This window comes from Parasphingomonas caseinilytica (genome assembly GCF_036663755.1).
Taxonomy (GTDB): domain Bacteria; phylum Pseudomonadota; class Alphaproteobacteria; order Sphingomonadales; family Sphingomonadaceae; genus Sphingomonas.
Genome location: NZ_JAXOJL010000006.1, coordinates 1 through 24,213, shown reverse-complemented (window position 1 = coordinate 24,213; position 24,213 = coordinate 1). Strand labels below are relative to the sequence as shown.

Here is a 24,213-nt window from a genome sequence, read left to right as displayed (position 1 = left end):
TGTCATGGCGATCTATCATTTCTCGGCCAAGGTCATCTCGCGCACTGCCGGTTCGAGCGCCGTCGCATCAGCTGCCTACCGCTCCGCCTCCCGACTGCACGACGAGAGGCTCAACCGGTGCCACGACTTTTCGAACAAGGCGGGCGTGGTCCATTCCGAGGTGATGCTGCCGGACGGCGCGTCCGAGCATCTCTCCGATCGCGAAAAGCTGTGGAACGAAGTCGAGGCGGCCGAGAAGCGGATCGACGCGCAGCTTGCCCGCGAGATCGAGTTCGCGATCCCGCGCGAGCTATCCCCAGAACTTGGTATTGCGCTCGCGCGCGACTTCGTCCGCGACGAGTTTGTCGATCGCGGGATGATCGCCGATCTCAATGTGCATTGGGACGTGGGCGCCGACGGAATGCCGAAGCCGCACGCGCATGTGATGCTAACGATGCGCGAGGTGGGCGAGGACGGATTCGCCAAGAAGAACCGCGACTGGAACCGCACCGACCTTCTGGAGAAATGGCGGGAGCGCTGGTGCGAACACGTCAACCAGCGGCTTGCCGAACTCGATATCGATGCGTGGATCGACCACCGCTCGCTTGAGGCTCAGGGGATCGAGCTTGAGCCACAGCACAAGGTCGGGCCGGCGGCGTCGCGCATGGCGGCGCAGGGGTTGGAGTCCGAACGGCTTGAAGAGCACCAGGCCATTGCCCGCGCGAACGGCGAGAAGCTGCTGGCGAACCCGGCGCTCGCACTCGACGCGATTACGCACCAGCAATCCACGTTCACCAACCGCGACCTCGCGATGTTCGTCCATCGGCACAGCGACGGGAAAGAGCAGTTCGACCGAGTGATCGCGGCGGTGAAGGCCGCGCCCGAGCTGGTAGCGCTCGGCAAGGACGGACGCGGCGAACAGCGCTTCACCAGTCGTGCGATGATCGAGACCGAACAGCGGCTCGAACGCGCGACTGGGGCAATGGCGAACCGAGATCATCACGCCGTCGCCGACTGCCACCGCGACACCGCGCTGGCGCGGGCGGCGGCGCGGGGCATGTTGCTCTCGCCCGAGCAGCGCAGCGCGTATGAGCATGTGACAGATGCAAAGGGCCTCGGTGTCGTCATTGGCTATGCCGGCACTGGCAAGTCGGCGATGCTCGGTGTCGCGCGCGAGGCATGGGAGGGGGCGGGCTATTCCGTCCATGGCATCGCGCTGTCCGGGATTGCCGCCGAGAATCTCGAAAGCGGCTCTGGTATCGCGTCACGCACGATCTCGAGCATGGAGCATCAATGGGCGCAGGGCCACGAACTGCTGACCAACCGCGACGTGCTGGTGATCGATGAAGCCGGGATGATCGGCACGCGCCAAATGGAACGCGTTATCAGCGAAGCCGAAAAGCGCGGCGCGAAGGTCGTCCTGGTCGGCGACCCCGAGCAGCTTCAGGCGATCGAGGCGGGCGGCGCATTCCGCGCGACCGCCGAGCGCCACGGCGGCGTCGAGATCACGCAGATTCGCCGTCAGCGCAACGACTGGCAGCGCGACGCGACCCGGCAACTCGCTACCGGGCGGACGGCCGAGGCAATCGCTCCTTACGACGAGCGCGGGCGCGTCCACGCCGCCGAAACGCGCGATCAGGCGAGGGGCGAGCTGATCGATCGCTGGGATCGAGATCGCAGCGCTGCACCAAGTGCTACGCGGATCATCCTCACCCACACCAATGACGAGGTCCGCGCGCTCAACATCGCGGCGCGCGAGCGGCATCGTGCAGGCGGTGCGCTTGGTGAGGATGTCGCTGTGCGCGCCGAGCGCGGCGAGCGCCAGTTCGCGACCGGTGACCGAGTCATGTTCCTGAAGAACGAGCACAGCCTTGGCGTGAAGAATGGCACGCTCGGGCAGGTGCAGTCGGTCACGCAAGGCCGGATGGCGGTGATGCTTGATGACGGTCGATCGGTCGCTTTCGACGTGGAGGACTATGCCAATATCGATCACGGCTATGCCGCGACGGTGCACAAGTCGCAGGGCATGACGGTTGATCGCGTGCATGTGCTGGCAACGCCCGGTCTCGATCGACACGCTGCCTATGTCGCGCTGTCGCGGCACCGCGACAGCGTCGATCTTCATTATGGCCGCGACGACTTCGCCGACCAGGGCAAGCTGGTCCGGGCGCTGTCGCGCGAGCGCGGCAAGGATATGGCGTCGGATTATCGGCAAGCGCCAGAGCCGACGCGCTCGCCGCAACCGTCGCCGCCGCGCAATCCGTTCGCCGGGCTTAGGATCAACCCCGCGCCAGCAATCGAGCCTCAGCCAACTCCGCTCGACAAGGCTGTCGAGCGCTATGCTCGCGCCGCTGCGGATGTCCTGCGCATGCGCAAGGCTAATCTGCCGGAACTGCCGCACCAGAAGATCGCCTTTGCCGAAGCCGGCAGGGCGCTCAACGCCGTGCGGCCGGACGCTGCACGCGATCTACGTAGCGCCATGAATGCTGATCTTGGACTGGTCGACCAGGCCGCCGGCGGCAAGACCGCTGCGGCGATCCGCGCGATGACGCTTGAGGCCGAGTTTCGGATCGACACGACACAACGTGCCGATCAGTTCGTAGCTGATTGGCAGAAAAATACGCGCACGCTGCAAAGGCTCGATCGCACTGGTGACTATGATGCCATCCACCGGGTGAAGGAACGCATGACCGACATGGCCAAGAGTCTTCATCGCGATCCCCAGCTCGAGTCGCTGCTTCGAAATCGTGTGAAAGAGCTTGGAATCGGCAAGCTGAGCGGCGCATCTTTGTCCCATGACCTCCAGCAAGTACCCGCCCTCTCGCGTGGTCGCGGGCTGGGCCTGTAAGCGCGAATCATGACCGACGATCCGACCCAAACCAGCCCGATTGAAGACTTCACCCAGGCGTTCGAAGCGCTGCGCGGCGAGGCGAGCCTTATCCGCGCTGCGGTTGAAGGGCTGACGGCAGCCCGAGAGCGTATACCGGACTACAGCACAACGCTCGGCCAGATGGCCAAAGCGTTGAAGGAAGCGGCCGAAGGCATCGATCGGATCGAACGGAGTCCGGCAGCCCGGCTATCGCCGGCCAGCCTTACTGCGGCGATCAGCAAAGCGAGCGTTGATGCCCGTGCCGAGGATCACGCGCTGTTGCAGGAGGCGCGCGACGCTTTGTCGCGGTCGATCGGACGGATTGATGGCATTGTCGAGCGCGGACAGGCGGCAGATCGTCAATGGCAATGGGTCATTTGGGCGAGCGCGGGTAGCGCGATCGGCGGGATGTTGCTGATGTCGATCCTGCCGGGTGCGGTTGCACGGTCCCTTCCCGCTAGCTGGCGTGTGCCAGAGTGGATGGCGGCGCGGACGATTGGCCTAGATCAACTGGAAGCAGGCAAGCGCATGGTTGCGACTGCACCATCAACGCGTCGATCCCAAGGCGAATAAGGGTCGATAAGGACCTACCAACGACACGCCCCGTCGTATGGGTCCATTGAAGATCTAGGATCGGTTTGCGGCCTTACCAGATGGCGGCGAGCGCGCAATGTACTGCGTGCATTAGAGGAAAAGCCCCGGCGCCCTTTCTAGGGAACAAGCCGATCCCATTGTCCGAGTGCCCTCGCTCCTGTTACCGTCGTCGTCTTGAGATCAGTACGATCGGGAGCGGCGGCTAACAAATGAATGTTTTCGACCTCGATGCCGATTTAATCGCCCGCTACGAATCCTTTGCTCGATCATTCACCGATGTCCGTGCTCCTGATCTCAAGGCCCAGATCGACACAATCTACGATAGGGGGCAATTCTGGCCGGAGCCCTTGATCGGGCTTAATCCCCACTACAAGCGGGGCGACACCATCTCGGCGCTGGCAGAGGCGGGGACGGTTGATCCCGCTCTCCCCCAAGTGTTTGCGGTTGGAGAGCTGCGCGCGCCGATTGATCTGCACCGACACCAGGAACAGGCGCTGGCGAAGGCGCAGCAGGGTAGAAACTACATCGTTACCACAGGCACGGGCTCTGGTAAGTCGCTGTGCTTTTTTGTCCCCATCGTGGACCGTATCCTTAAAGCGAAGCGCGCAGGAGAGGCACCCCGGACACGCGCGATAATTATCTATCCAATGAACGCCCTCGCTAATTCACAGCGCGAGGAACTGGACAAATTCATCGAAGGAAGCGGGCTTTCGGCCCATCATCTGCCGAGCTATGCCCGTTACACGGGGCAGGAAAATGACGTCGAGCGGCAGCGGATTGCGGCCAATCCGCCTGACATCATCCTAACAAACTTCATGATGCTCGAATTGCTGATGACACGGCAGGACGCGCTCGACCGGCAAGTGATCGGCAACATGGAAGGCCTCGAATTCCTGGTCCTCGACGAGTTGCATACCTATCGTGGCCGGCAGGGGGCGGACGTGGCGATGTTGGTGCGCCGCGTGCGTGAGCGCGTCGGATCGCCCGCAATGTTGTGCATCGGCACCTCGGCGACGATGGCCTCAGGTGATGAAGATGCCGGTCGCCGTGCGGTGGCTGCGGTAGGCACAACGCTGTTTGGTAGCGCAGTATCGCCGGACGACGTGATCACTGAAAGCCTTGAGCGGTGCACTACCATTGCAGGCGGAGACGCGGCCTTCGCCGGCAAGCTTGCCGCAGCGATCGTGCAGCCCGAGCAACCTATGATGTTCGAGGCGTTCCGCCAGGACCCGCTGGCCGTCTGGATCGAACTCGAAATTGGGCTGGACGCTGGCGAGACGTTGCGTCGGCGAACCCCGATGACGCTTACAGCGGCGGCGGAAAAGCTGGCTGAACAAACAGGCGCGCCGGTCGAGGCTTGCCGGGAGGCGCTCTCTCGGCGGCTTGTCGCCATGAATGAATGCGTGGACGCGCGTGGTCAGGCGTTCATGGCCTTCAAGCTGCACCGATTCCTGTCGGGTGCGGGCCACGCGCACGCTACACTCGAACCCGCCGGGACACGCAACGTTCAACTCGCTGCCGAGAAGTTCGATCGCGAAAAGCCAGAGGCGCGGCTCTATCCGTTATTCTTCTGTCGCGAATGTGGACAGGAAGTCCATGGCGTGTCGATCGAGCGCGCCGGCACGGTGATTGCGCGATCGATCGACCTTACCCCGCGCGACGAGCCAGACGACGCCGGCACATGCCATGGCTTCCTGGTGCCTGATGCGGCAGGTGATTTGGCGTTCGCGGGCGATGTGGACGGCTATCCAGACGACTGGATCGAGGAAACCAAATCCGGCCGGCGGCTCAAGAGCAGTCATCGTAACAAACATGAGGGCCGCCACATGGTCTTGGCACCGGATGGCACCGAAGCTTCGACGGGAGTCGAAGCGTGGTTCTTCCCGGGCAAGTTTCGGTTTTGCCCGCATTGTCGGCATCAACCAGCGCCTCAGGCTCGCGATATCAACAAGCTTGCCAGCTTGTCGGCCGAAGGCAGAAGTTCGGCAACAACACTAATCACCACCACAGCGCTCGATTGGATGGAACGTTCGGGCACGCCGGCCGCACATCATCGTCGCAAATTGCTCGGCTTCACCGACAATCGGCAGGATGCAGCGCTACAGGCGGGGCATTTCAACGATTTCATCTTCGTGACGTTGCTTCGCGCCGCGATGCTACGCGCTGTGCGCCGGGCTGGAGACGAAGGGCTTAGCCATGAGCAGTTCGGCGACGCGTTGCGTCAGTCCTTAGGGTTCGAACCCGAGAATCGGAGTCGACGGCAGGAATGGATGCTAGACGCCGAGCCGCGCGGGTTCCAAGCGCTCGACGACGCAAAACGCGCAGTCAACCAAGTACTTGCACATCGTCTGTGGAACGATCTTAGGCGGGGATGGCGTTATACCAATCCGAATCTCGATCAGCTCGCGTTGATTGAGGTGCGCTACCCCGGTGTACCGATGCTGGCCGCCGACGACGCTCTATTTGCGGAGAATCCCCTGCTGGCAGCAGCCCCTGCCGAGACGCGCAGCGCGCTGCTGCGGTGCTTGCTGGATACGATGCGACAGGGACTGGCTATCAGCGTCGATGCGCTCGACGCCGTCGGGCTTGAGCAGATCGCAGAGCGCTCTCGCACCGTGCTGAAGTCGCCTTGGTCAATTGGTCGCGAAGAGCAAGATCGCGATCTCGCTCGTCAGGGTCTGTTGGTGATTGCGCCGCCCGCCCGGAATCAATCGCGCGCTGTCGATGATGCTGCAACGATCCGCGCGACGGCGCGCAGCGGGCTCGCCCGTGCGCTGGTAAAGGCATTGGCCCGTGATGTTCCCATGAAGGATCGCGAGCCGTTGATTGAGGCCCTACTGACTTCGGCCGAGCAGCACCAAATCGTCAGGCGTTTCACAGCGGGCGGGATAACAGGCTGGCGCCTCGCACCCAACGCCATCCGGCTGCACGCGGGGACCGGGAGCGCTCGGCCAGGACAAGACAATCGATTCTTTGCCGGTCTCTACGCCGATGTCGCGGAGCGATTGGGAGAGCCGGGCCGGCTCCCCTTCGCATTCGAGGCGCGCGAGCATACCGCACAAGTGGACAGCACTGTCCGACAGTGGCGCGAGGATCGGTTCCGCTACGAGGGAGCCGACAAAGAACGCCTTGTCGCGGCGGCAGCAGAGATGCAGGGTCGTGAGCGAACTGACTTTTTGCCGTTGATGTTCTGTTCGCCGACGATGGAACTGGGGGTCGATATCTCCCAGCTCAATCTGGTCTATCTACGAAATGCGCCGCCGACGCCGGCCAATTATGCCCAACGAGCTGGGCGTGCCGGGCGTAGCGGCCAAGCGGCCCTGGTCATTACATATTGCGCGGCGCAGAGCCCGCACGATCAGTATTATTTCGAACGACGGGTCGAGCTGGTCGCTGGCATCGTCCGCGCGCCAGCAATCGACCTTGCAAATCCCGATCTACTGGCAGCGCATATCCATGCCGAGTGGCTGGCGGCGGCGGAACAGGGTTTAGGCAAATCCATTCCCGACAATCTGGACATGGAAGCAGACGGTCTGCCTGTCTGTGACAGGCTGCGTGCTGCCTTCGCGCGCGCCAGCGGCGACATCGTGGCGCAGACCCGAGCGCTTCGTATCATACGATCGGCTTTACCGACTGCCGGGCCGAACGATGTCGGTGACCCGGAGATGTTTGTCGCCGACCGCTGGCGCGACGCGGAGAGCCGGTTTGGCGCGGCGTTCGGGCGCTGGCGAACGTTGTACAATTCGGCACATCAGGAACGTGAGGCCGCCGCTTTGATCGGCCGGCGGACCGGCCTTTCCGCAGTTGATCGGGCCGACGCGCGCCGGCGATATGATGCGGCCGATCGGCAGGTGCAGTTGTTGGAAACTGGCACGTCGTCGTCGGGTTCCGATTTCTACTCCTATCGCTATCTCGCAACCGAAGGCTTCCTACCCGGATACAATTTCCCCAGGCTGCCGCTCTACGCCTTCATCGACGCTGAGAGATCCTCAACCGTTCTTCAGCGCCCACGTTTCTTGGCAATTGCCGAGTTCGGACCGAACAGCCTCGTCTATCATGAGGGCAAGGCATATCGCTGTAACCGCGCCAAGCTACCAGCCGGGTCGCGCGGCGAGAGCGGGCTGCTGGGCACTCGGACGCTGACTTGCTGCCAATCGTGTGGTGCGGCACACGATGAGGATACGCAGGAGCGTTGCGTCGTCTGCGGCGCTGGACTGACGACCGAAGGGCGGATCGCCGATCTCTTCCGGATCGACAATGTTGATGCAGTACCGGGTGCGCGGATCACCGCCAATGACGAGGATCGCCAGCGTCGTGGCTTCGAGATACGCACAATCTTCCAGTGGCAAGGCAATGGGCAACAGACGCTGACGTTGGCAGCGGAGGGCGCTGAGTTGCTGACGCTTCGTTATGGCCCGCGCACAGCGCTGTCACGGGTAAACCTTGGCTTGCGGAGGCGCGCAGCCAAGGAGGTTCATGGCTTCGACATCGATACCATCACCGGGCGCTGGCTGAAGAACGAAGCCAAAGGAGAGGACGAAGGCGCCGACCCGAAAGGTGCCAGGCGCCAGACGATCGTGCCGGTTGTTGAGGACACGAAGAACGCGCTGCTAGTGCAATTTGCGTCAGCGCTTGCCCTCGATGATCGACAGATGGCGACAGTGCAGCATGCGCTGGTTCGAGCGATCGAGACCGAGCACGTACTGGAAGCGGGCGAAATGCTCGGTGAACCGCTGCCGACGCGCGACACACGGAATGCGATACTGCTCTACGAAGCATCCGAAGGCGGGGCCGGCGTGCTCAAGCGATTGATGGATGGCGCCGATCGCTGGCGGACTCTGGCGACAACTGCGCTTGACCTTATGCACATGGAAAGAACCAAAGACGAAGGCTGTAAGGCGCTGGTCGATCGCACTGACGCCTGTGTCGACGGTTGCTATCGCTGCCTGCTCTCATATTACAATCAGCCTGACCACGAATTGATCGCGCGTCGCGACGAAGGCGTTCGTTCTCTCCTGGACGCCCTCTCCCGGTGCACTGAGACTGGAAACGGAGATGCGCGTAGAGAAGATTCGTGGCTCGCCGCACTGGTGGAATGGGATGCGCCAGCGCCCGTAACGGAGACGATTGCCGGCGCCAGTTATCCTTTGTGCTGGCCCAATTTGATGGCGATGGCCGTTACCGGAACGGCCAACCCTGCGCTGGTCGCGCGTTGTTCGGAGCTTGATCGCGATCTGATTGAACTGCCCGAAAAGGCCGGCGCGACTATGCCGCCCGCGCTGGCGCGAGTACTTGGAGTATCCGCGTGAATCCTTCTCAGTTGCAGACCGGCGATTTAATCGCCGCGCGGGGGCGTGAATGGATCGTGCTCGGCAAACCGGATGATAGTCTCCTCCGCGTGCGTCCGCTGTCGGGATCGGAGGAGGACGCGATAGTGATCGCCCCGGCGTTGGAGGCGACACCGGTTACAACCGCGTCATTCGGCCGACCAACCGCCGAACAGCTCGACACGCAGGACGCCGCTCGGCTGCTCGCTGATGCATTGCGCTTATCGCTCAGGCGAGGCGCGGGGCCGTTCCGCAGCGCCGCGCATCTCGGCGTTGAACCACGCGCCTATCAGCTCGTGCCGCTACTGATGGCCTTGAGGTTGGAGGTAAAGCGATTGCTGATCGCCGACGACGTCGGCATTGGGAAGACGATCGAGGCGGGGATAATCCTGCGCGAGTTGCTCGATCGCGCCGAGGTAGATCGCTTCGCAGTGCTGTGTCCTCCGCATCTCGTCGACCAGTGGATCGGGGAGCTCGCTGAGAAGTTTGATATCGACGCGGTCGCCGTCACTTCCGCGCGCGCGCGGTCGCTTGAGCGCGGCCTCGCGCTGTCCGACAGTATCTTCACCGCCTATCCTTATACCGTCGTCAGCCTCGACTACATCAAGGCGGAAGGCCGCCGCGATGAATTTGCGCGTGCCTGTCCGGATTTCGTTATCGTCGACGAAGCACATGCGTGCGTCGGCGGCAGTGAGAAGGGTACACAGCAGCGCTACGCGCTGCTTGAACGGTTGGCAGAAAACGAGGGACGGCACCTACTGTTGCTCACCGCGACACCCCACAGCGGGAACCAGGACGCCTATGCCCGGCTTCTCAGCTTGCTTCATCCAGACTTGGCGAGTGGTCCAGATTCACCGGATCGCAACGCCGTTGAGCGCTATCGTCGTCGTCTGGTCCAGCATTTCGTCCAGCGTCGTCGACCCGATATCGAGGGATTGTGGGGTGACGTCCGCGCCTTCGCCAAGCCCTTGGCGGCCGACGCACCGTATACGCTTACCGGCGATTTCCTGACGTTTCAGGAAGACGTGCTCGACTACTGCGTCGACATCGCGATCCGAGCCGATGGAGAGCGCGCGCGGCGTCTCGCTTTCTGGGGGACGCTCGCCTTAATGCGCTGCGTCGGATCATCACCAGCCGCCGCTGCCAGCGCACTTCGCAACCGGCTGGACGGGATGGCGGAGGAAGAAGCGCTGGAGCCAATCCTGTTTGATGCGGCCGAAGGCATGCTGTCGGATAGCGACGTCGAACCGGCAACGGCAGTTGACGGCGAGGAACTGGCCGCTCTCGGATCGCTGATTGCCGCCGCCGATAGGCTGGCCGAGCGCGCCAGCGAGGACCCAAAGGTGCGCGAGCTGATCCGCCAGCTGAAGGTGCTGATCGACAGGGGCGCGCGGCCGGTCGTGTTCTGCCGCTTCATCAAAACCGCCGAGGCGGTGGGCGCCGCACTGTCCGTCACATTTAGAAAACACACGGTAGACGTTGTCACCGGCCGCCTAACTCCCGACGAGCGGCGCGCACGGATCGACGCGATGGAGGACCATCCCGAACGGATCCTGGTCGCGACCGACTGCCTGTCGGAAGGCATCAACCTTCAGAACCTGTTCAACGCCGTGGTCCACTATGACCTTAACTGGAATCCGACCCGCCACCAGCAGCGCGAGGGACGGGTCGACCGATTTGGGCAGCGCGCGGAGAACGTGTTTTCGGTGATGATGTTTGGCGCCAATTCCGCGATCGACGGCGCAGTGATCGATGTCATCACGAAGAAGGCCCAACGCATCGCGCGGGAGACCGGCGTTGTTGTCCCAGTGCCCGAGGATTCGGCGAGTGTCACCAGCGCTCTGATGAAGGCGATGCTCCTTCATTCGAACCGACCCCGCGCGCAGGGGACGTTCGACTTCGGCGGCGTCGATGCGCAGCTCGAAACCGAGTGGCGCGATGCGGAGGTGAACGCGCGCAAGAGCCAAACCCGCTATTCCCAGGCTTCGCTCAGGCCCGAGGAGGTCCTGCCTGAATGGCAAGGAATGCGGGCGCTGACCGGCGGCCCGCAGGAGGTCGAACGCTTTACCCGTCGCGCCGTCGCGCGCTTGAATGCCCCACTGGGCGAAGTGGGCGAGCATTGGCGCGTTCACTACGATCGCTTGCCTCCGCAGCTGGCAGAGCGGTTGGCGGCGCGAGGGTTCACCGGGACGCGAGCGATCAGCTTCGCCGACATGGCGCCACCCGAGGTGGCGTATGTCGGGCGCGTCCATCCACTGGTCGCGATGTTAGCGGAGAACATGGCCGAGGGCGCGCTCGATCCACGCGGTCGGCCGGACGACGCACCGCTGGGCCGTGCCGGAGCCTGGCGGACACGTGCTGTTAGTCGCGTGACTACGGTGCTGCTGATGCGCCTCCGGTTCACGATGGTGACGAGCGGACGTGCCAACCGCACACTATTGGCCGAGGAGGCGACCGCTTTAGCCTTCGAGGGACCAGGAACTGATGCGGTCGCGTGCGGTCCCGAAGCACTTGCGTTGCTCGAACCCGAGGCTAGCGGCAATGTCGAGCGCGTGGTGATCGCGCGGCGCATCGGCGAGGCGTTGGATCGGCTCGGCGGTTATGATGCAGCGATCCGCGGTTATGCGCATGACCGAGCACGCGCACTGAGCGAGGACCATCAGCGCGTGACCGAGGCGGCGCGCGGCGGTCTCACCACCGAAGTGTCGCCAGTGCTGCCGGCCGATATTATTGGCCTCTATGTGCTCATCCCGGAGGCCAGTTGATGGCCCGTCAGAATCGTCGCCCCGCTGAACTCGGTCTCGACGCGATCCAGATTGAAGGTGGCCTGATCGCCCCGGAACAGGTGGCGAAGATTGCCGCAACGGAGCGCAATGCGAAGACCGCCGCCGATTATGATTGCCCCAAAGGCACCAGCTTGGGTGACGAGATCGCGCGCTACTTTCGCATCGGTCAGGCACACTGGCAGGCGTATAACCGGATTGACGCGCCGACCCTCACGCAAACGGCAAAGTTCGCGCACGACCTGCTTGCCGAGGCGTTCGGTTTCACCGATCTCACCGGGCCGATCGATCATCGGCAGGGCACCCGGCGTTATCGCATCGCGTGGGAGGCACAGAGCGGGCGCGTGCCCGTCATCGTTGCTGCTGCCGTGCCGGAAGGCGACGGATTTGCCAAGGCACTGCCCGAATTCGGCGATGGCCCGGACGGCCGAGCGAAGCGCAACCCGGTCGTGCTGCTTCAAGACTGGCTTAACCACACCGACCGCGCCCTCTGGGGCCTTGTCTTCGCGGGTGATCGTGTCCGCCTCATGCGTGACAATGCGAGCCTCACTCGCGCAGCGTGGATCGAAGCGGACCTGGGCGCCATGTTCCGAGACGAGATGTTCGCGGACTTCACCGCTTGGTGGCTGCTGATGCATGCCAGCCGCTTTGGGATTTCGGACACACCCCCTTCCAGCGCACCACTCGAAAAATGGCGTGAAGAGGGGCAGAAGCAGGGCACCGCAGTCCGAAACCGGCTCCGCGAAGGAGTTGAGACAGCGCTGAAGGTACTCGGCCAGGGGTTGGTTGAAGCGAATCCGGAGGTGAAGGCAAGGATCGAGGACGGAACGCTGACGCTCCCCGCACTGTTCGAGGAACTGCTGCGTACGGTTTATCGTTTAATTTTTCTCGCGGTCGCCGAGGATCGCGACTTGCTCCACCCGCGCAACGTCCCGCAGAAAACGCGCGCGCTTTACGCCGATAGTTACGCCTTCTCCTTCTGGCGTGAGCGGTCAGCACGGCGGGCCGCTTACGATGCGCACAACGATGCGTGGGAGGGGATGAAGGTCACGCTCGCCGCGCTTGAGCAAGGCCAGCCTCTACTCGGCCTGCCCGCGCTCGGCGGACTATTCGCCCGGGCCGGCGCCCCCACTCTGAACGCGGCGCGCATTCCAAACCGGCGCTTCCTGACCGCGATCTACAATCTCGGCTTCATCACAGTCGATTCCATGCGCACCCGAATCAACTGGCGCGACATGAAGACCGAGGAGCTGGGCAGCGTTTACGAAAGCCTACTGGAGATACGTCCGTTTCTCGCCCCGAACGGAGACTTCACGCTCGATAGCGGAGCCAAGGGCAACGATCGGAAGACGTCCGGCAGCTACTACACTCCGGACAGCTTGGTCGAGACGTTGCTTGATAGCGCGCTTGATCCGGTGCTGGCGAAGGCGGAGGCCGAGGGTGGGGTTGATGCGATCCTGGATCTGCGGGTCATCGACCCCGCCTGCGGTTCCGGCCATTTCCTCCTCGGTGCCGCACGGCGGATGGCGGACAAAGTGGCCGAGCTGCGTGACCCGGACGCGCCTGACCGGCAGATGGCCCTACGCGATGTCGTAAGCCGCTGCATTCACGGCGTTGATCGCAACCCGATGGCGGTCGAACTCGCGAAGGTGGCGCTGTGGATCGAGAGTGTCTCCCCAGGGCAGCCTTTGGGCTTTCTTGACGCCAATATCCGATGCGGTGATGCGCTGCTTGGCGTGTTTTCGCTGAAGGCGCTTGAGGAGGGTGTGCCTGACGAAGCGTTCAAGCCGCTGACCGGCGACGACAAAGCGGCGGCCAAATACTATCTTCAACAGAACAAGGCCGCGAAGAAGGGCCAGGGCCAGTTCGATTGGTCGGGCGGCGGCGGAGCGATGCCGCCGAAGCGGTTGGCTGCTAACCTGTCGAACATCAAGGCGATGCCCGAAGAGACAGTGCGTCAGGTTGAGGAGAAAAAGCGCCGTTACGAAGCGTGGCGACATGACCCGGCACGCTATGCGACGCGCGTCGCCTGTGATCTTTACACTGCTGCATTTTTGCTGCCAAAGACCGAGATACCGATCCACCACGGCCGCAACATGGTGCCGACCACGGCCGACGTGCTCACGAAACTAGGTGGCGGGCAGGTCTATGGTCCGCTTGAGGCGACAGCGGTTGATGCGGCCGGCTTTGCGCGCGTGTTGCACTGGCCATTGGCATTTCCCGATGTGATGGTCGAGCGCGGCGGGTTCGATGTGGTGCTGGGCAATCCCCCATGGGAGCGGATCAAGCTTCAGGAGCAAGAGTTCTTCGCTGGGACCGAGATCGCCGACGCGCCCAACGCTGCGGCACGGACGCGGATGATCAACACGCTCGCCACCGCGACGCTGCCGAACGGCGAGCCCGATGCAGCGCAGCGCGCGCTGCATGCGGCCTTCGGCATGGCTAAGCGCGTCGCAGAGGCGATGAGCCTGTTCGCTCGCGTGCCCGGCGATAGCGGCGGCCGCTATCGCTATACCGGCACGGGCGACGTCAACACCTATGCGCTGTTCACGGAACATTTTCTGAATCTGATGCGCGAGGGCGGTCGAGCTGGGGTGATCGTGCCGACCGGCATCGCCACCGACGCCACGACCGCGCCGTTCTTCGGGTACCTCGTCGACAAGCGCTTCGTTCGATCGTTGTTTGATTTTCGAAACATCGGATTTTTTGAAGGAGTTGCGCAGTCACAAGGCGTCAGATTTGCTTTGGTCACGTTGGGCAAGGACAATGACCAGTCAGACCCACAATTTGCCTTTAAGCTGGAAGCGATTGGCCAGTTAGAGGATCATCGCCGGCACTTCACCTTATCTCCAGACAGCATTCGGAATATAAACCCGAATACCGGAAATTTGCCGATCTTTAGATCAAAAATGGACGCAAAGCTGAGCGCCTCGATCCAGCAACGCGTTCCCGTTCTGATTGATGACAGCCGGGATGGTGTGGGAAACCGCTGGAGTGTTCAGTTCATGCGCATGTTTGACATGGCAACCGATAGCGGCTTGTTCCGCACCGCTGAGCAATTATCGGCAGATGGCTGGTCGCGCGACCGCGGCGATTGGGTGCGCGACGGCATTCAATCGCGCCAAGCGGCGATCGATCTCTTAGGAAGCCGGGACGCACAGCATCAAGATCTCTCGGTCGATAGTGTTGCCGGCGAGCGATACGTCCCATTATACGAAGCAAAGATGATTCATCAGTACAATCATCGCCATGGGGATTACGCTCTCGCAACGATTGTTCCCGGGAAGGACCCAAGGCAAATTCCGCAAGCCAATCTTTCACTGGAGAATAGGAAAAATTACGACGTTACGCCGCGATATTGGTTGCCGAGTTCGAGTGTCGACAACCGATTATCCGGCGCTGCGTGGAAATATAACTGGTTGATTGGCTGGAGAGACATAACGAGTGGTATAGATGAGAGGACGCTTATTTCCGGAATAATACCGAATTTCGGTTGCAATGATAAGTTCCTCTTGGCCATGCCGCACGGCGACGCGAATCTTGTCGTTTGTTTCTACGCGTGCCTAAATAGCTTGGCCTGTGATTATCTTGCCAGACAAAAGCTTGGTGGAACGAGTTTTAAGTATTTCGTTTTTAAGCAACTCCCCATCCTGCCCCCGGCCGCTTATAACGAAGCCGATCTCACCTTCATCGTTCCGCGAGTGCTCGAACTCACCTATACCAGCCGTGCGCTGACCCCTTTCGCGCGCGATCTCGGTTATGAAGGCGCGCCGTTCGACTGGGATGAGGATCGCCGCGCGCAGCTTCGCGCCGAGCTCGATGGCTGGTACGCGTTAGCCTATGGCCTCACCCGCGACGAACTGCGCTACGTGCTTGATCCCAAGGATGTGATGGGCGCTGATTATCCGAGCGAAACCTTCCGCGTTCTCCAGAAGAACGAACAGTCAAAATACAGCGAATACCGTACCCGGCGTCTCGTGCTGGGCGCCTATGACACGCTGGTTACTGCAATGCCGGACACCGCCGCCGTGCCTGACGGACAATGGCAATATCAAATCACCGATGAGTTGGACGTGCGTCATCTGATAGCGGGCTTGGCGCGGCGTATGCGTCAACCTCGTCCAGTGCGCGAGATGGTTCAAGCCTTCGTGTTTGCTGCCCGCCCACATCTTCTAATGAGGCACCTCGATCCGACACGGCAAGCCGAATGGCGGCGGCTTGTCGGCGCGGACGCCGATCTTCCGATTGCCGCTAACGTGGTCGGCATCGCGTCGGCCCAGCTGGGCCGTTTCACCGAAGCCCGTACCAGGCTCACTGCAGATCGGGCCTTAAGGTACGATGCGGCGACCGCGACTTGGGATCGAGGCGCCGCGATCTATGACCTTGCGCTCCCGCCTTGGGTAGAAGGCCGGGCTGATTTCGTCTGGCATGCCATGCGTGCCATATCGCTAGATGCAGCGGCCAATGCGCTGCCACAGGAGGAGCAGACCTTCCTTGCCCGCGCGATCGCTGCCTGACCTGTTCACCGCGTCACTTAGCGCGATCACCCCAACAGTAGGGCGCGATGGCCCGCGACTATGGGTGAAGCGGCTGATTATCTGGAGCGAACCGGGAGAGGTGGTCCGGGACATCAGCTTACGACCTGGCCTCAACATCATTTGGTCGCCCGATGCCGATGCTGACGGGAACCGCATGGGTCATGGCGGCGGGAAGACCAGCCTATGCCGGTTGATCCGATACTGCCTTGGCGAGGACAGTTTCGGTTCGCACGATCAACGCCAACTCATCGCAGCGGCGCTGCCGAACGCCAATGTGGGCGCCGAGGTGATCCTGGACGGCAAGCTCTGGGTCGTCGTTCGCCCCATCGGCAATCCTCGCGGCCGACATCTCGCGCAGATCGGCGGCGTGCTCGATACCGCCTTTCAAGGAGAGATGCCAAACACCGGCATATCCCCCCTGCGCCAAGCGATCACGCAGGCAATCATGCCCGTTGCTGTGCCACATATGCCGGTCGGTAGCGCAGCCGATGAAGGCTGGGAAGCGGCGCTCGCGTGGATTAGCCGCGATCAGGAATGTCGTCTGCTCGACCCATTGACCTGGCGCTCGCCAGACACGCAGTCACGATCCCCGTCGCGAAACCTTTCGCGAGCGGAACGTCTCACGGTGGTTCGGCTGCTATTGAATGCTCTGCAACCAGCCGAAATCGAGGCCGCGCGCATTGCGCAAGGACATGAGCGCGCGGCCGGGCTAGCTGTGAAGCGTCGAGAACGGACTGAATGGGTCAGGGATGATGTCGGGCGTGGCTTGGCCGAAACTTTCGGAGGCGACCCCACAGAAGAGAACGTCGCGGATCTATGGTCGCTGAATGCCAAGGCCGTTCTAGAAGCCGCAGAGACCAAGCTCGACCCTGACATAGAAGCCAAGCTCAAGCTTGCCCTGGACGCGGTTGCCGAGAAGCGGACGGTCGTCGCGAAGGCAGAGACGCGGTTGGAAGTCATCGATGCCGAACTGGCCGGGCTCAGCGAAATACAACGGGTGTTGGGCAATCAACTTGCTCGCGCCGAGACAAGCGTGCGTGATGCTGAAAATCCCCGATGCCTGGCATGTGGGCAGTTAATTCCGGCCGAGGCGCAGGAATATATCGATCAGCAGATCGCGATTAAAGACGAACTGGTGAAGGAAAGAGAGGCTGCCGAGGCTAAGCAGGTTGGCCTTCGGGCGGAGCGGGACGGCTTGAAGTACAGCGTTGCCGCTGATCGTCAGGAGTTCGCGCGTCGTGAAGCCGCCGCAACGATTCTACAGCGTACGGCTGGCGATCAATCGCAACGCGTTTCCGCCGCCAAAGGATATGTAACCATGACGGCCCGCTATGGCATGTACGAGGGGGAGATCGCCCGCATCGATAAGGAGATTGCGAAGGAGCAGGAGGCGTACGCGACGGCGCTGCGTCAGGTGACTGAGCTGCGGCGGGCGTCGCAAGCCGTGATAGCTCGCGTTTCCGAACATTTCGACGCTGTCATCCGGTTTCTGATTCCAGATGGCGCGCGGGGGACAGTCTCGCTCGACGATAGCGGCATTCATCCGCGGGTGATTCAACATGGCAACCTGACGACGGCAGCGGTGGATTCACTCAAGGTCGTAGCGTTTGACCTTGCCGCCCTCATCCTGACGATAGAGGATAATACACAACTGCCGGGCTTCTGGCTGCATGACAGCCCTCGGGAGGCTGACCTTGGCCTGCACCTCTATCACCGGCTGTTCGAACTTGCGCTCATGCTGGAGCGGCTCAGCGATACGCCGCTGTTCCAGTACATCGTGACGACTACAACGGAGCCGCCTGACGAATTACAGGAAGAGCCTTGGTTGCGACTGGAGCTAAGAAGCGCGCCGCAGGAACATCGCCTCTTTCGGCGCGATCTATGATGGGTGCCGCCGCTGTGGCGGCGAGTACCGCTGCCCGTCTACGCTCGATACCGTTCGCCGCACGCTCCGAACTCGTCGAAGCGGCATGGAATCACGGCTATCGCGCTCAGCGGGGTGAGGCGGACGGATGGTTGTTTTTCGCCTCGGCGGAGGGTGTGCCGGGCGAGATCGCGTTGGCAGTGGCGGATAGCGGATCGGCGTGGTTCCTATCGGTGGAGCATCCGGGTGTCGCCGCCGAACTCAATGCGCCCCACGCGGCACCTCCCGCAGGCAACGGATGCGCCGCCTTCGGTTTTGCCACGCAGGTCGAACTACGTCGCGCGCTCTCACGCGTGTTTGATCTCGCAACAAGCCTGCCGACCCTGCCGCTCAGCCAATTCGAGGAAGGGATCGCTGGCCTGGGTGATTCCGAGGTAGACCGCATCGTCCGGCAACGGGTCGGCCAGGACGTCTTCCGGGCTGCGCTTATGGTCTATTGGGAGGGGCGTTGCGTGGTGACCGGCATCGCCGAACCCGCCCTGCTACGGGCGAGCCACATCGTACCTTGGGCGAAATGTACGAGCGATGCCGAGCGCCTTGACGTTCACAATGGTCTGTTGCTTGCCGCCCACTGGGATGCGGCATTCGACGCCGGTCTTGTGAGCTTCGATGATGCGGGAGCGGTACTGGTGCGCTCCAGCCTTGATGCCGCGACGCTTACCGCGCTAGCGCCGGAGCGTGTGGGCTCGCTGATGCTAACGGAGGCGCATCGGCGGAAGCTCATATGGCATAGACAACATTTTGGCTTTTAGGCAGCGACAGAAATTTTCGGGCGCCGTTCAACTTGAGAGTACCAAGTTGGCCGAGGCCGGATAAAAAAATCCCAACGGTCTGTTGGCACTGATGTTGGTATCGCATCGAACGATCCAAATATTAATTCATTAAATCAAATATTTAATTGATACCTCCCAGTCCTCTTCTGGCACCATTTTGTCCTAGGCCTTGAAAAGCCTAGGAATTGGCGGAAAACCAAGGCTTTTTACAAGCGTCTAGTACAAAGGTACGAGGACGGCAGCCTATGTGTTCCTATCTCCACCGCGCTCCGAATGGGGTCTATTATTTCCGCATGGGGATACCTGCGGACCTGCGCCCCTTCATGGCTGGCAAGCGAGAGATAAAGCGTTCGCTCGGTCTGAAAGAAAGGGAAGCGGCCAAAAGCCTCATTCCCGATATGACAAAAACGGCTTACGGCCTGCTGAAACAAGCGGAGCGCGATAGAGCCGCTGCAACGTCTGCCCCATCGCCGATGCCGCCCAAGTCGCCCCGCCAGATCGACCGGGAGCGTGATTGGTGGGAGCGGGAGCAAGAGCAGGCCGCTTTTGTCGCTGAGGAGTTGTTCGCCGCTGATATGGAAGCCGAGAAGCTTGCCCCGGTAATGGATGCGCTTGCGGAGGGTCGCGAGCCAGATGCCGCCCCGGCTGACATAGCAAGGGCCGCCCGGCTCCAAATCCTAGACGAACGAGAGAACGCCGAGCTTGATCGCAAGGCCCTCTTAGCGAGCGTGGTGAAGCGCTATGGTAAGAATAGCCGCGCATCGGAAAACCAAAATCAGGCTGTTGAGTGCAGCGACGATGCTGACACCGAGAACGGGGAGGGCATTTATCTCGACACGGATATCCTGAACGGGTGGGCTGCTGAGCGTAAACCGTCGCCTCGTGGCAAGGATGCCTATTGGCGGGACGCCAAGCTGTTCAATTCCATGATGGGCCGTAAGTCCGTCGAGCTTATCACCAAGTCCGATGTGATGGCCTACAAGCGCAAGCTGATCGCGGACCCGGCTCGCTCGCAGGTTAACGTGAGGGACCGGCTGGCCTATCTGCGGACCCTGCTCGAATGGGCTGCCCAAGAGGATATAGTTCCCGTCAACGTGGCCCGCGACGTGAAGATGGCCGTTTCTGAGCGGGGCGAGAAGCGCAAAGATTTCTCCACCGATGATCTGAATGCCCTGTTTGCTGGCCCGGTTCATGCCACCGGCTATCGACCCAAGGGCGGATATGATGAGGCTGTCTATTGGCTGCCTCTCATTGCCCTGTTCATGGGAGCGCGACGGGAAGAGCTCGGCCAGCTTCGGGTGCAGGATATCAAGCCCGTCGCCTACGTGGACGATGACGATCAGCGGAAGGAGGTTTGGTGTATCGACATTACGGATACGCCGGATGACGATGTGCTGCCGAACCAGATCAAGAATGAAGCGAGCAATCGCCTTGTCCCGCTGCATCCAAAACTGATCGAATTAGGTTTCATCGATTATGTGACCAAGCTGCCAGATCAAGCGGGCCGCGCATTCCCCGGCTTAAAGCCCGTTGGAATTGGCAAAAAGCTTACTGACAAGGTGGGCCAGTGGTTCAGTCGGTACAAGCAGGAGTGCGGTATTGAGGACAAGGCCAAGGTCTTTCACTCTTTCCGCCATACGTGGAAAACTCATGCCGTAGACGCCGGTATTCCCGAACGGGTGTGCCGACAGTTTCAGGGGCATGAGGGCAAGGACGCTGCCGATAAGTACGGGGCAGCGCCATCAATGCGGGTGCTGGTTGCAGCAATTGCGTCCTACCGAATTCCTGGCATTGAAATCGCAAAGCCTTGAAGGCCGAACATACAGATACCCAAGAACGCCCTAGCCAGCCCCGTGAGACGCGGACAGGGTGCGGGTGGGTATCCTAAAGGGCGGTGAGGGGCATCGCCTGACCTCTCGGCGGTCTGACAAGCTCGCTGCCTGAAACGGCGGTGATCCCGCGCACGTTCGGGACGCCACGCAAACGCAACTTTGATTGAGACTCGCGGACCTTCACCTTGCTAGTCTTGTGTGGCTTAGGAGGGGTCGCGAGCATGCGCTTTAGCGCTGCCTCACGCCGGGCCGTGGTTTGATCATCAGGGTAGGTGTCTATGTCGTCCGATTTCATCGCCGTTACCAATCCGTTCTCAGGGGCGAAATTCAAAATCGAGCGAGCATACTATCACATCGAGAGCCTTGCGACACAGACCTACGAATACGGCTTAGAAGCGAAAGTTGAGTTCGGGACGCTTTCTGCGGGGCGCGACCGCCAGGTCAACTTTGTACCGCCACCACCTGCGGACATCGGGTGCATCGTAGGCGATGCGGCTCACAATTTGCGTTCTTCTTTAGATATTATGGTTTGTGATGTTGCGCGGATGAAAGGTCGCTCTACAAAAAATGTACGATTTCCCTTCGGAACGGATAAAGTTCATTTCGATGGTAGATTACGTGATACTGGTTTCTCAAAGATAGATAGTGTTATGACTGAAATAGTTCAGTCTCTTGAGCCATTCCCGTCTGGAAACAAATCACTACGCGATCTCCATGATCTTGATATACAAGATAAGCATGAATTGCTTGTCCCAGTATTTTTCAAGTCTGCCGCGCTGATGCAACCGGGGGCGTATGTTGCTGCGGGATATGCGCAGACTTTAAATCAGCTCATTGAGCAGCACGGCATACCGAGAGCCAAGTCTATCGGAAAATGCGTCCCGGTGCTTTACGGGGACACCCATGGAACTACCATTGAGATTGATGGCGTTGTAAACTACTCACCAATCTTAGGGGACATGCCTCGCGAAGTTACTATCAAACACGGAGAATTTGTTTTCTTCGGAGATGATACTGATCCATTGAACTTCATGCGGCCGTTACCGGGCATCATGCCTTTGGTGTTCCCCGACGCAGACTTCCCTTTTGCCGGAAAGCCTGTCCTTGAAACACTGGAAAATGTTGCTAAGACTGTTTCTGAAATCTTGGAGCTCTTCATCGTGAAGTTCGCGGCCGGGAATTAGAAACCCACGACGGCGCCACTCCGCCACAATTATTCTATCTCGCGTGGTGAAACCGTCAACTATATCGCCAGCCTGCTCCAAATCTTGTATCACTCAAACATACTCAGCAAAGTACATAATTGCCATACGCGCTGCCAGTGCTGCTAGTGCGTCGTCTAAGGCTAGGTAGCTGACTTGCCGTCGCGCGACATCGCTTCAAAGCTCAGCCGCGCGCAATAAGTCCGCAGCGGAACCTTCGAGTGCAGCGGCGATCTTAAGCACGTTTAAAAGTGTTACGTTGCGCTCTCCCCGCTCAATTTTTCCCAAGTGACTACGATCAATCCCTGCGGCGTCAGCTAGCGATTCTTGGGAGAGACCGCGCGCCTTCCGTGCCACCCTCACGGCGTCACCTAGGCGTTTCAATAGCCCATTTTCATCCTGATGACCGGCGACCCTTGGCACACATCAGCGGTCGGCTGCCTTAGTTTATATCGCTACGGTATTTACGACCCATCGCGCAAAGGCTATCGTTTGGCCGCAGAGTGGGAGCAGCACGTGCTTAGTTTTCAATCTATGGCAATTTTGGCGCTTGCAATCTGGATCGGGTGGGGTTGGGTTCGGCTGGGTCGCTCACGATACCATCAAGCCAAAGCGGACGAAATTGCGGCATTGGAGAACGATTTAGCTTTGCTCTTATGCCAAGCTCGCGAGGAATTGTCGTCCGAACAAATCGCTGTTCTCACGGCAGAACTTAAAGAAATCAAGGATATAGAGTCGCGTATGCAAATGCGAGGGGCTGGGTATTGGGAGGCTAGAAACGTTACACTACGGGGTGCGAGACGAAGCGTAGCCAACCACCTTCTGCTCGAGAGAAGTCTGCCCGATTAACACTGAAGCTCAAACTAATCGCACGCCGGAATTGTCCAGCCCGCCCATCGGAGCGCGTCGATAAGCGACGGGAACTCGTGAATCGCCTGCTTCAATCCCTCAAAATCAAGCTTGGACAGGTCTGGCTCGGTGTATCCATCGGGAAAGGTAATCTCTAACCGACCCATGGCCCAGCGCTTGGCGACGAGCCCGAAGAAAGTTTGCTCTTCACATCCGCCAGCTCGCTCCGCTCGTTCTCGTCGCTGTAGATCAGCGACACTATCGCGACTTCTGATCACGACGGGTGCCAAACCTTCCTTCATCCGAGTAAAGTTCGAAGCGCTTCTGGCCAAGTGGCAACCGTAGCAGGAACGATCGCGCGTTCGCTTTTTGAAGCTCCCGCAATTGCCGCACGCCCTATCAAAATCAATGTAGAGGGAGGCACCGCCGAGGAAGGCTGAGAACCTTGCCGAACTCGCAACACGTGCTTTAAGTGCCTCTGCAAACGCCGGATCGGCCCGGCATAGAAGCCGCTGCCTTTGATCAAGTTTATTGGCTCGTGGCTGACGTTGATGGAGGGCGAAGCGCGGGTCGTATCGAGGGCGTCGGGGGCTATCGTCCATTGCGAAGCCGTTGAATGCGGAAGGAGACTGGCATTTCTCGCCCCATGTCACCGCCTCGGGGATGCGCGGGCTTACGCGACTTAGTTATGGACCCGGCTGAAACCGTCATTGTGCGCCCCGCTTGTGCTTCAATGAAGGTTCAGCCTTCCGATCGATCGCAGGAAAAATATCGTAGAGATCTTTGAATGCTTTTTCCATCGCAAGGCGTAGCAGTCGTTCGTATTGCAATTCAACAATGAAGCTATCGTGAATGGGCAACACCACAATATCTTGTTCCTCCATGCTTTTTATGACGTGAAGGGCTAAAATGCTATCTTCGTATTGAAGCCGAATACCCTCCCCAGTTCCAAACCACTTTTCGATACCAACAAGATTACGAGTCAGCGCAGATAGATACTGTTTGAAGCCGACGCGACCGAGGATCTCTTTATCGCCCGCTGCCGCCCGGAGCATGAGGCGTTTTGTCGAATCGGTTTCCCGTCTATTTAATAACCTGTTGAATGTACGCTTCCCCAGATTTCGCATCGCTTGCGATTTCCATGGTTCTACGAGATATGGATCACTCGGCATAATAGCTCCTGCTCGGCGATAGAGCAGCAGCGGGTGCAGCGCTTTGTAGTCCAGTTCGACGATCGACTCGCCGTTGATGGTGAGAAAAGGCCGCAAGACACGTGGAAGGCTCATCCACCAGCCTCCATAAATTCGGCCCCCGGTCTGCCAATTATATTTGAAAACGCGGTACAGCGAAACGGCCGATAAGTCGCCCGCGTAGCTTCGCTTGCGGAACTTCGCGTCAGCTTCTTCGCCTTCGTCCTCGATCCGCCTAGGCTCAGGACTCGTTGATCAGAGCCAGAAGATGACGGTTGCGGCGAGCGCGATGGCTGAGAAGAAGACGGTTGGGCATCGATCATAGCGTGTGGCGACACGGCGCCAGTCCTTCA

General features: G+C 60.5%; 12 protein-coding genes and 1 pseudogene. 9 read left to right on the top strand and 4 right to left on the bottom strand.

Features of this window, described 5'->3' with window-relative positions; translation table 11 throughout:
• The first annotated feature begins 4 nt into the window (after window positions 1–4).
• From traA to U1738_RS13250, 9 genes are all read left to right on the top strand, one after another.
• Complete coding sequence (gene traA, locus U1738_RS13290; RefSeq protein ID WP_332789539.1) at window positions 5–2,827, top strand: Ti-type conjugative transfer relaxase TraA; 2,823 nt, start codon at window positions 5–7, stop codon at window positions 2,825–2,827.
• 9 nt (window positions 2,828–2,836) lie between these two features.
• Window positions 2,837–3,421, top strand: a complete 585-nt coding sequence (locus U1738_RS13285) for a DUF6118 family protein (protein WP_332789538.1) — start codon at window positions 2,837–2,839, stop codon at window positions 3,419–3,421.
• A gap of 230 nt (window positions 3,422–3,651) precedes the next feature.
• Complete coding sequence (locus U1738_RS13280) at window positions 3,652–8,751, top strand: DEAD/DEAH box helicase family protein (RefSeq protein WP_332789537.1); 5,100 nt, start codon at window positions 3,652–3,654, stop codon at window positions 8,749–8,751.
• On the top strand, window positions 8,748–11,534 hold the full coding sequence (locus U1738_RS13275; RefSeq protein WP_332789536.1) for a DEAD/DEAH box helicase: 2,787 nt from the start codon (window positions 8,748–8,750) through the stop codon (window positions 11,532–11,534). The genes U1738_RS13280 and U1738_RS13275 overlap by 4 nt, the downstream gene beginning before the upstream one ends.
• Window positions 11,534–16,069, top strand: a complete 4,536-nt coding sequence (locus U1738_RS13270; protein ID WP_332789535.1) for an Eco57I restriction-modification methylase domain-containing protein — start codon at window positions 11,534–11,536, stop codon at window positions 16,067–16,069. Before U1738_RS13275 ends, U1738_RS13270 begins: the two co-directional genes overlap by 1 nt.
• A gap of 64 nt (window positions 16,070–16,133) precedes the next feature.
• Window positions 16,134–17,975, top strand: a complete 1,842-nt coding sequence (locus U1738_RS13265) for a hypothetical protein (protein ID WP_332789534.1) — start codon at window positions 16,134–16,136, stop codon at window positions 17,973–17,975.
• Window positions 17,972–18,766 carry an HNH endonuclease gene (locus U1738_RS13260; RefSeq protein ID WP_332789533.1) on the top strand — a complete coding sequence of 265 codons (795 nt, stop codon included), beginning with the start codon at window positions 17,972–17,974 and terminating at the stop codon, window positions 18,764–18,766. The genes U1738_RS13265 and U1738_RS13260 overlap by 4 nt, the downstream gene beginning before the upstream one ends.
• Window positions 18,767–19,032: 266 nt before the next feature.
• The gene (locus tag U1738_RS13255) at window positions 19,033–20,598 is read left to right on the top strand and encodes a DUF6538 domain-containing protein (RefSeq protein WP_332789532.1); all 1,566 of its coding nucleotides are present in this window, start codon (window positions 19,033–19,035) and stop codon (window positions 20,596–20,598) included.
• Between the two features lie 299 nt (window positions 20,599–20,897).
• Window positions 20,898–21,803 (top strand): hypothetical protein, encoded by a 906-nt coding sequence (locus U1738_RS13250; protein WP_332789531.1) that lies wholly within the window; start codon window positions 20,898–20,900, stop codon window positions 21,801–21,803.
• A gap of 195 nt (window positions 21,804–21,998) precedes the next feature.
• On the opposite strand, the gene U1738_RS13245 is transcribed toward U1738_RS13250, so the two are convergent.
• The 4 genes and pseudogenes from U1738_RS13245 to U1738_RS13230 all read right to left on the bottom strand — a co-directional run.
• Window positions 21,999–22,244, bottom strand: a complete 246-nt coding sequence (locus U1738_RS13245) for a helix-turn-helix domain-containing protein (RefSeq protein ID WP_332789530.1) — start codon at window positions 22,242–22,244, stop codon at window positions 21,999–22,001.
• Window positions 22,245–22,684: 440 nt separating this feature from the next.
• A complete protein-coding gene (locus U1738_RS13240) occupies window positions 22,685–22,972 on the bottom strand; it encodes a hypothetical protein (RefSeq protein WP_332789529.1) in 288 nt (95 codons plus the stop codon).
• 405 nt (window positions 22,973–23,377) lie between these two features.
• Complete coding sequence (locus tag U1738_RS13235) at window positions 23,378–23,956, bottom strand: hypothetical protein (protein WP_332789528.1); 579 nt, start codon at window positions 23,954–23,956, stop codon at window positions 23,378–23,380.
• Window positions 23,957–24,115: 159 nt separating this feature from the next.
• Window positions 24,116–24,213 (bottom strand): annotated as a pseudogene (locus U1738_RS13230) (IS5 family transposase); the annotation flags it as partial.

Coding starts and splice junctions, on each gene's coding strand:
- U1738_RS13250 (WP_332789531.1), top strand. CDS start 20,898: ATGTCGTCCGATTTCATCGCCGTTACCAATCCGTTCTCAGGGGCGAAA.
- traA (WP_332789539.1), top strand. CDS start 5: ATGGCGATCTATCATTTCTCGGCCAAGGTCATCTCGCGCACTGCCGGT.
- U1738_RS13260 (WP_332789533.1), top strand. CDS start 17,972: ATGATGGGTGCCGCCGCTGTGGCGGCGAGTACCGCTGCCCGTCTACGC.
- U1738_RS13235 (WP_332789528.1), bottom strand. CDS start 23,956: ATGAGCCTTCCACGTGTCTTGCGGCCTTTTCTCACCATCAACGGCGAG.
- U1738_RS13270 (WP_332789535.1), top strand. CDS start 11,534: ATGGCCCGTCAGAATCGTCGCCCCGCTGAACTCGGTCTCGACGCGATC.
- U1738_RS13240 (WP_332789529.1), bottom strand. CDS start 22,972: ATGAAGGAAGGTTTGGCACCCGTCGTGATCAGAAGTCGCGATAGTGTC.
- U1738_RS13280 (WP_332789537.1), top strand. CDS start 3,652: ATGAATGTTTTCGACCTCGATGCCGATTTAATCGCCCGCTACGAATCC.
- U1738_RS13285 (WP_332789538.1), top strand. CDS start 2,837: ATGACCGACGATCCGACCCAAACCAGCCCGATTGAAGACTTCACCCAG.
- U1738_RS13255 (WP_332789532.1), top strand. CDS start 19,033: ATGTGTTCCTATCTCCACCGCGCTCCGAATGGGGTCTATTATTTCCGC.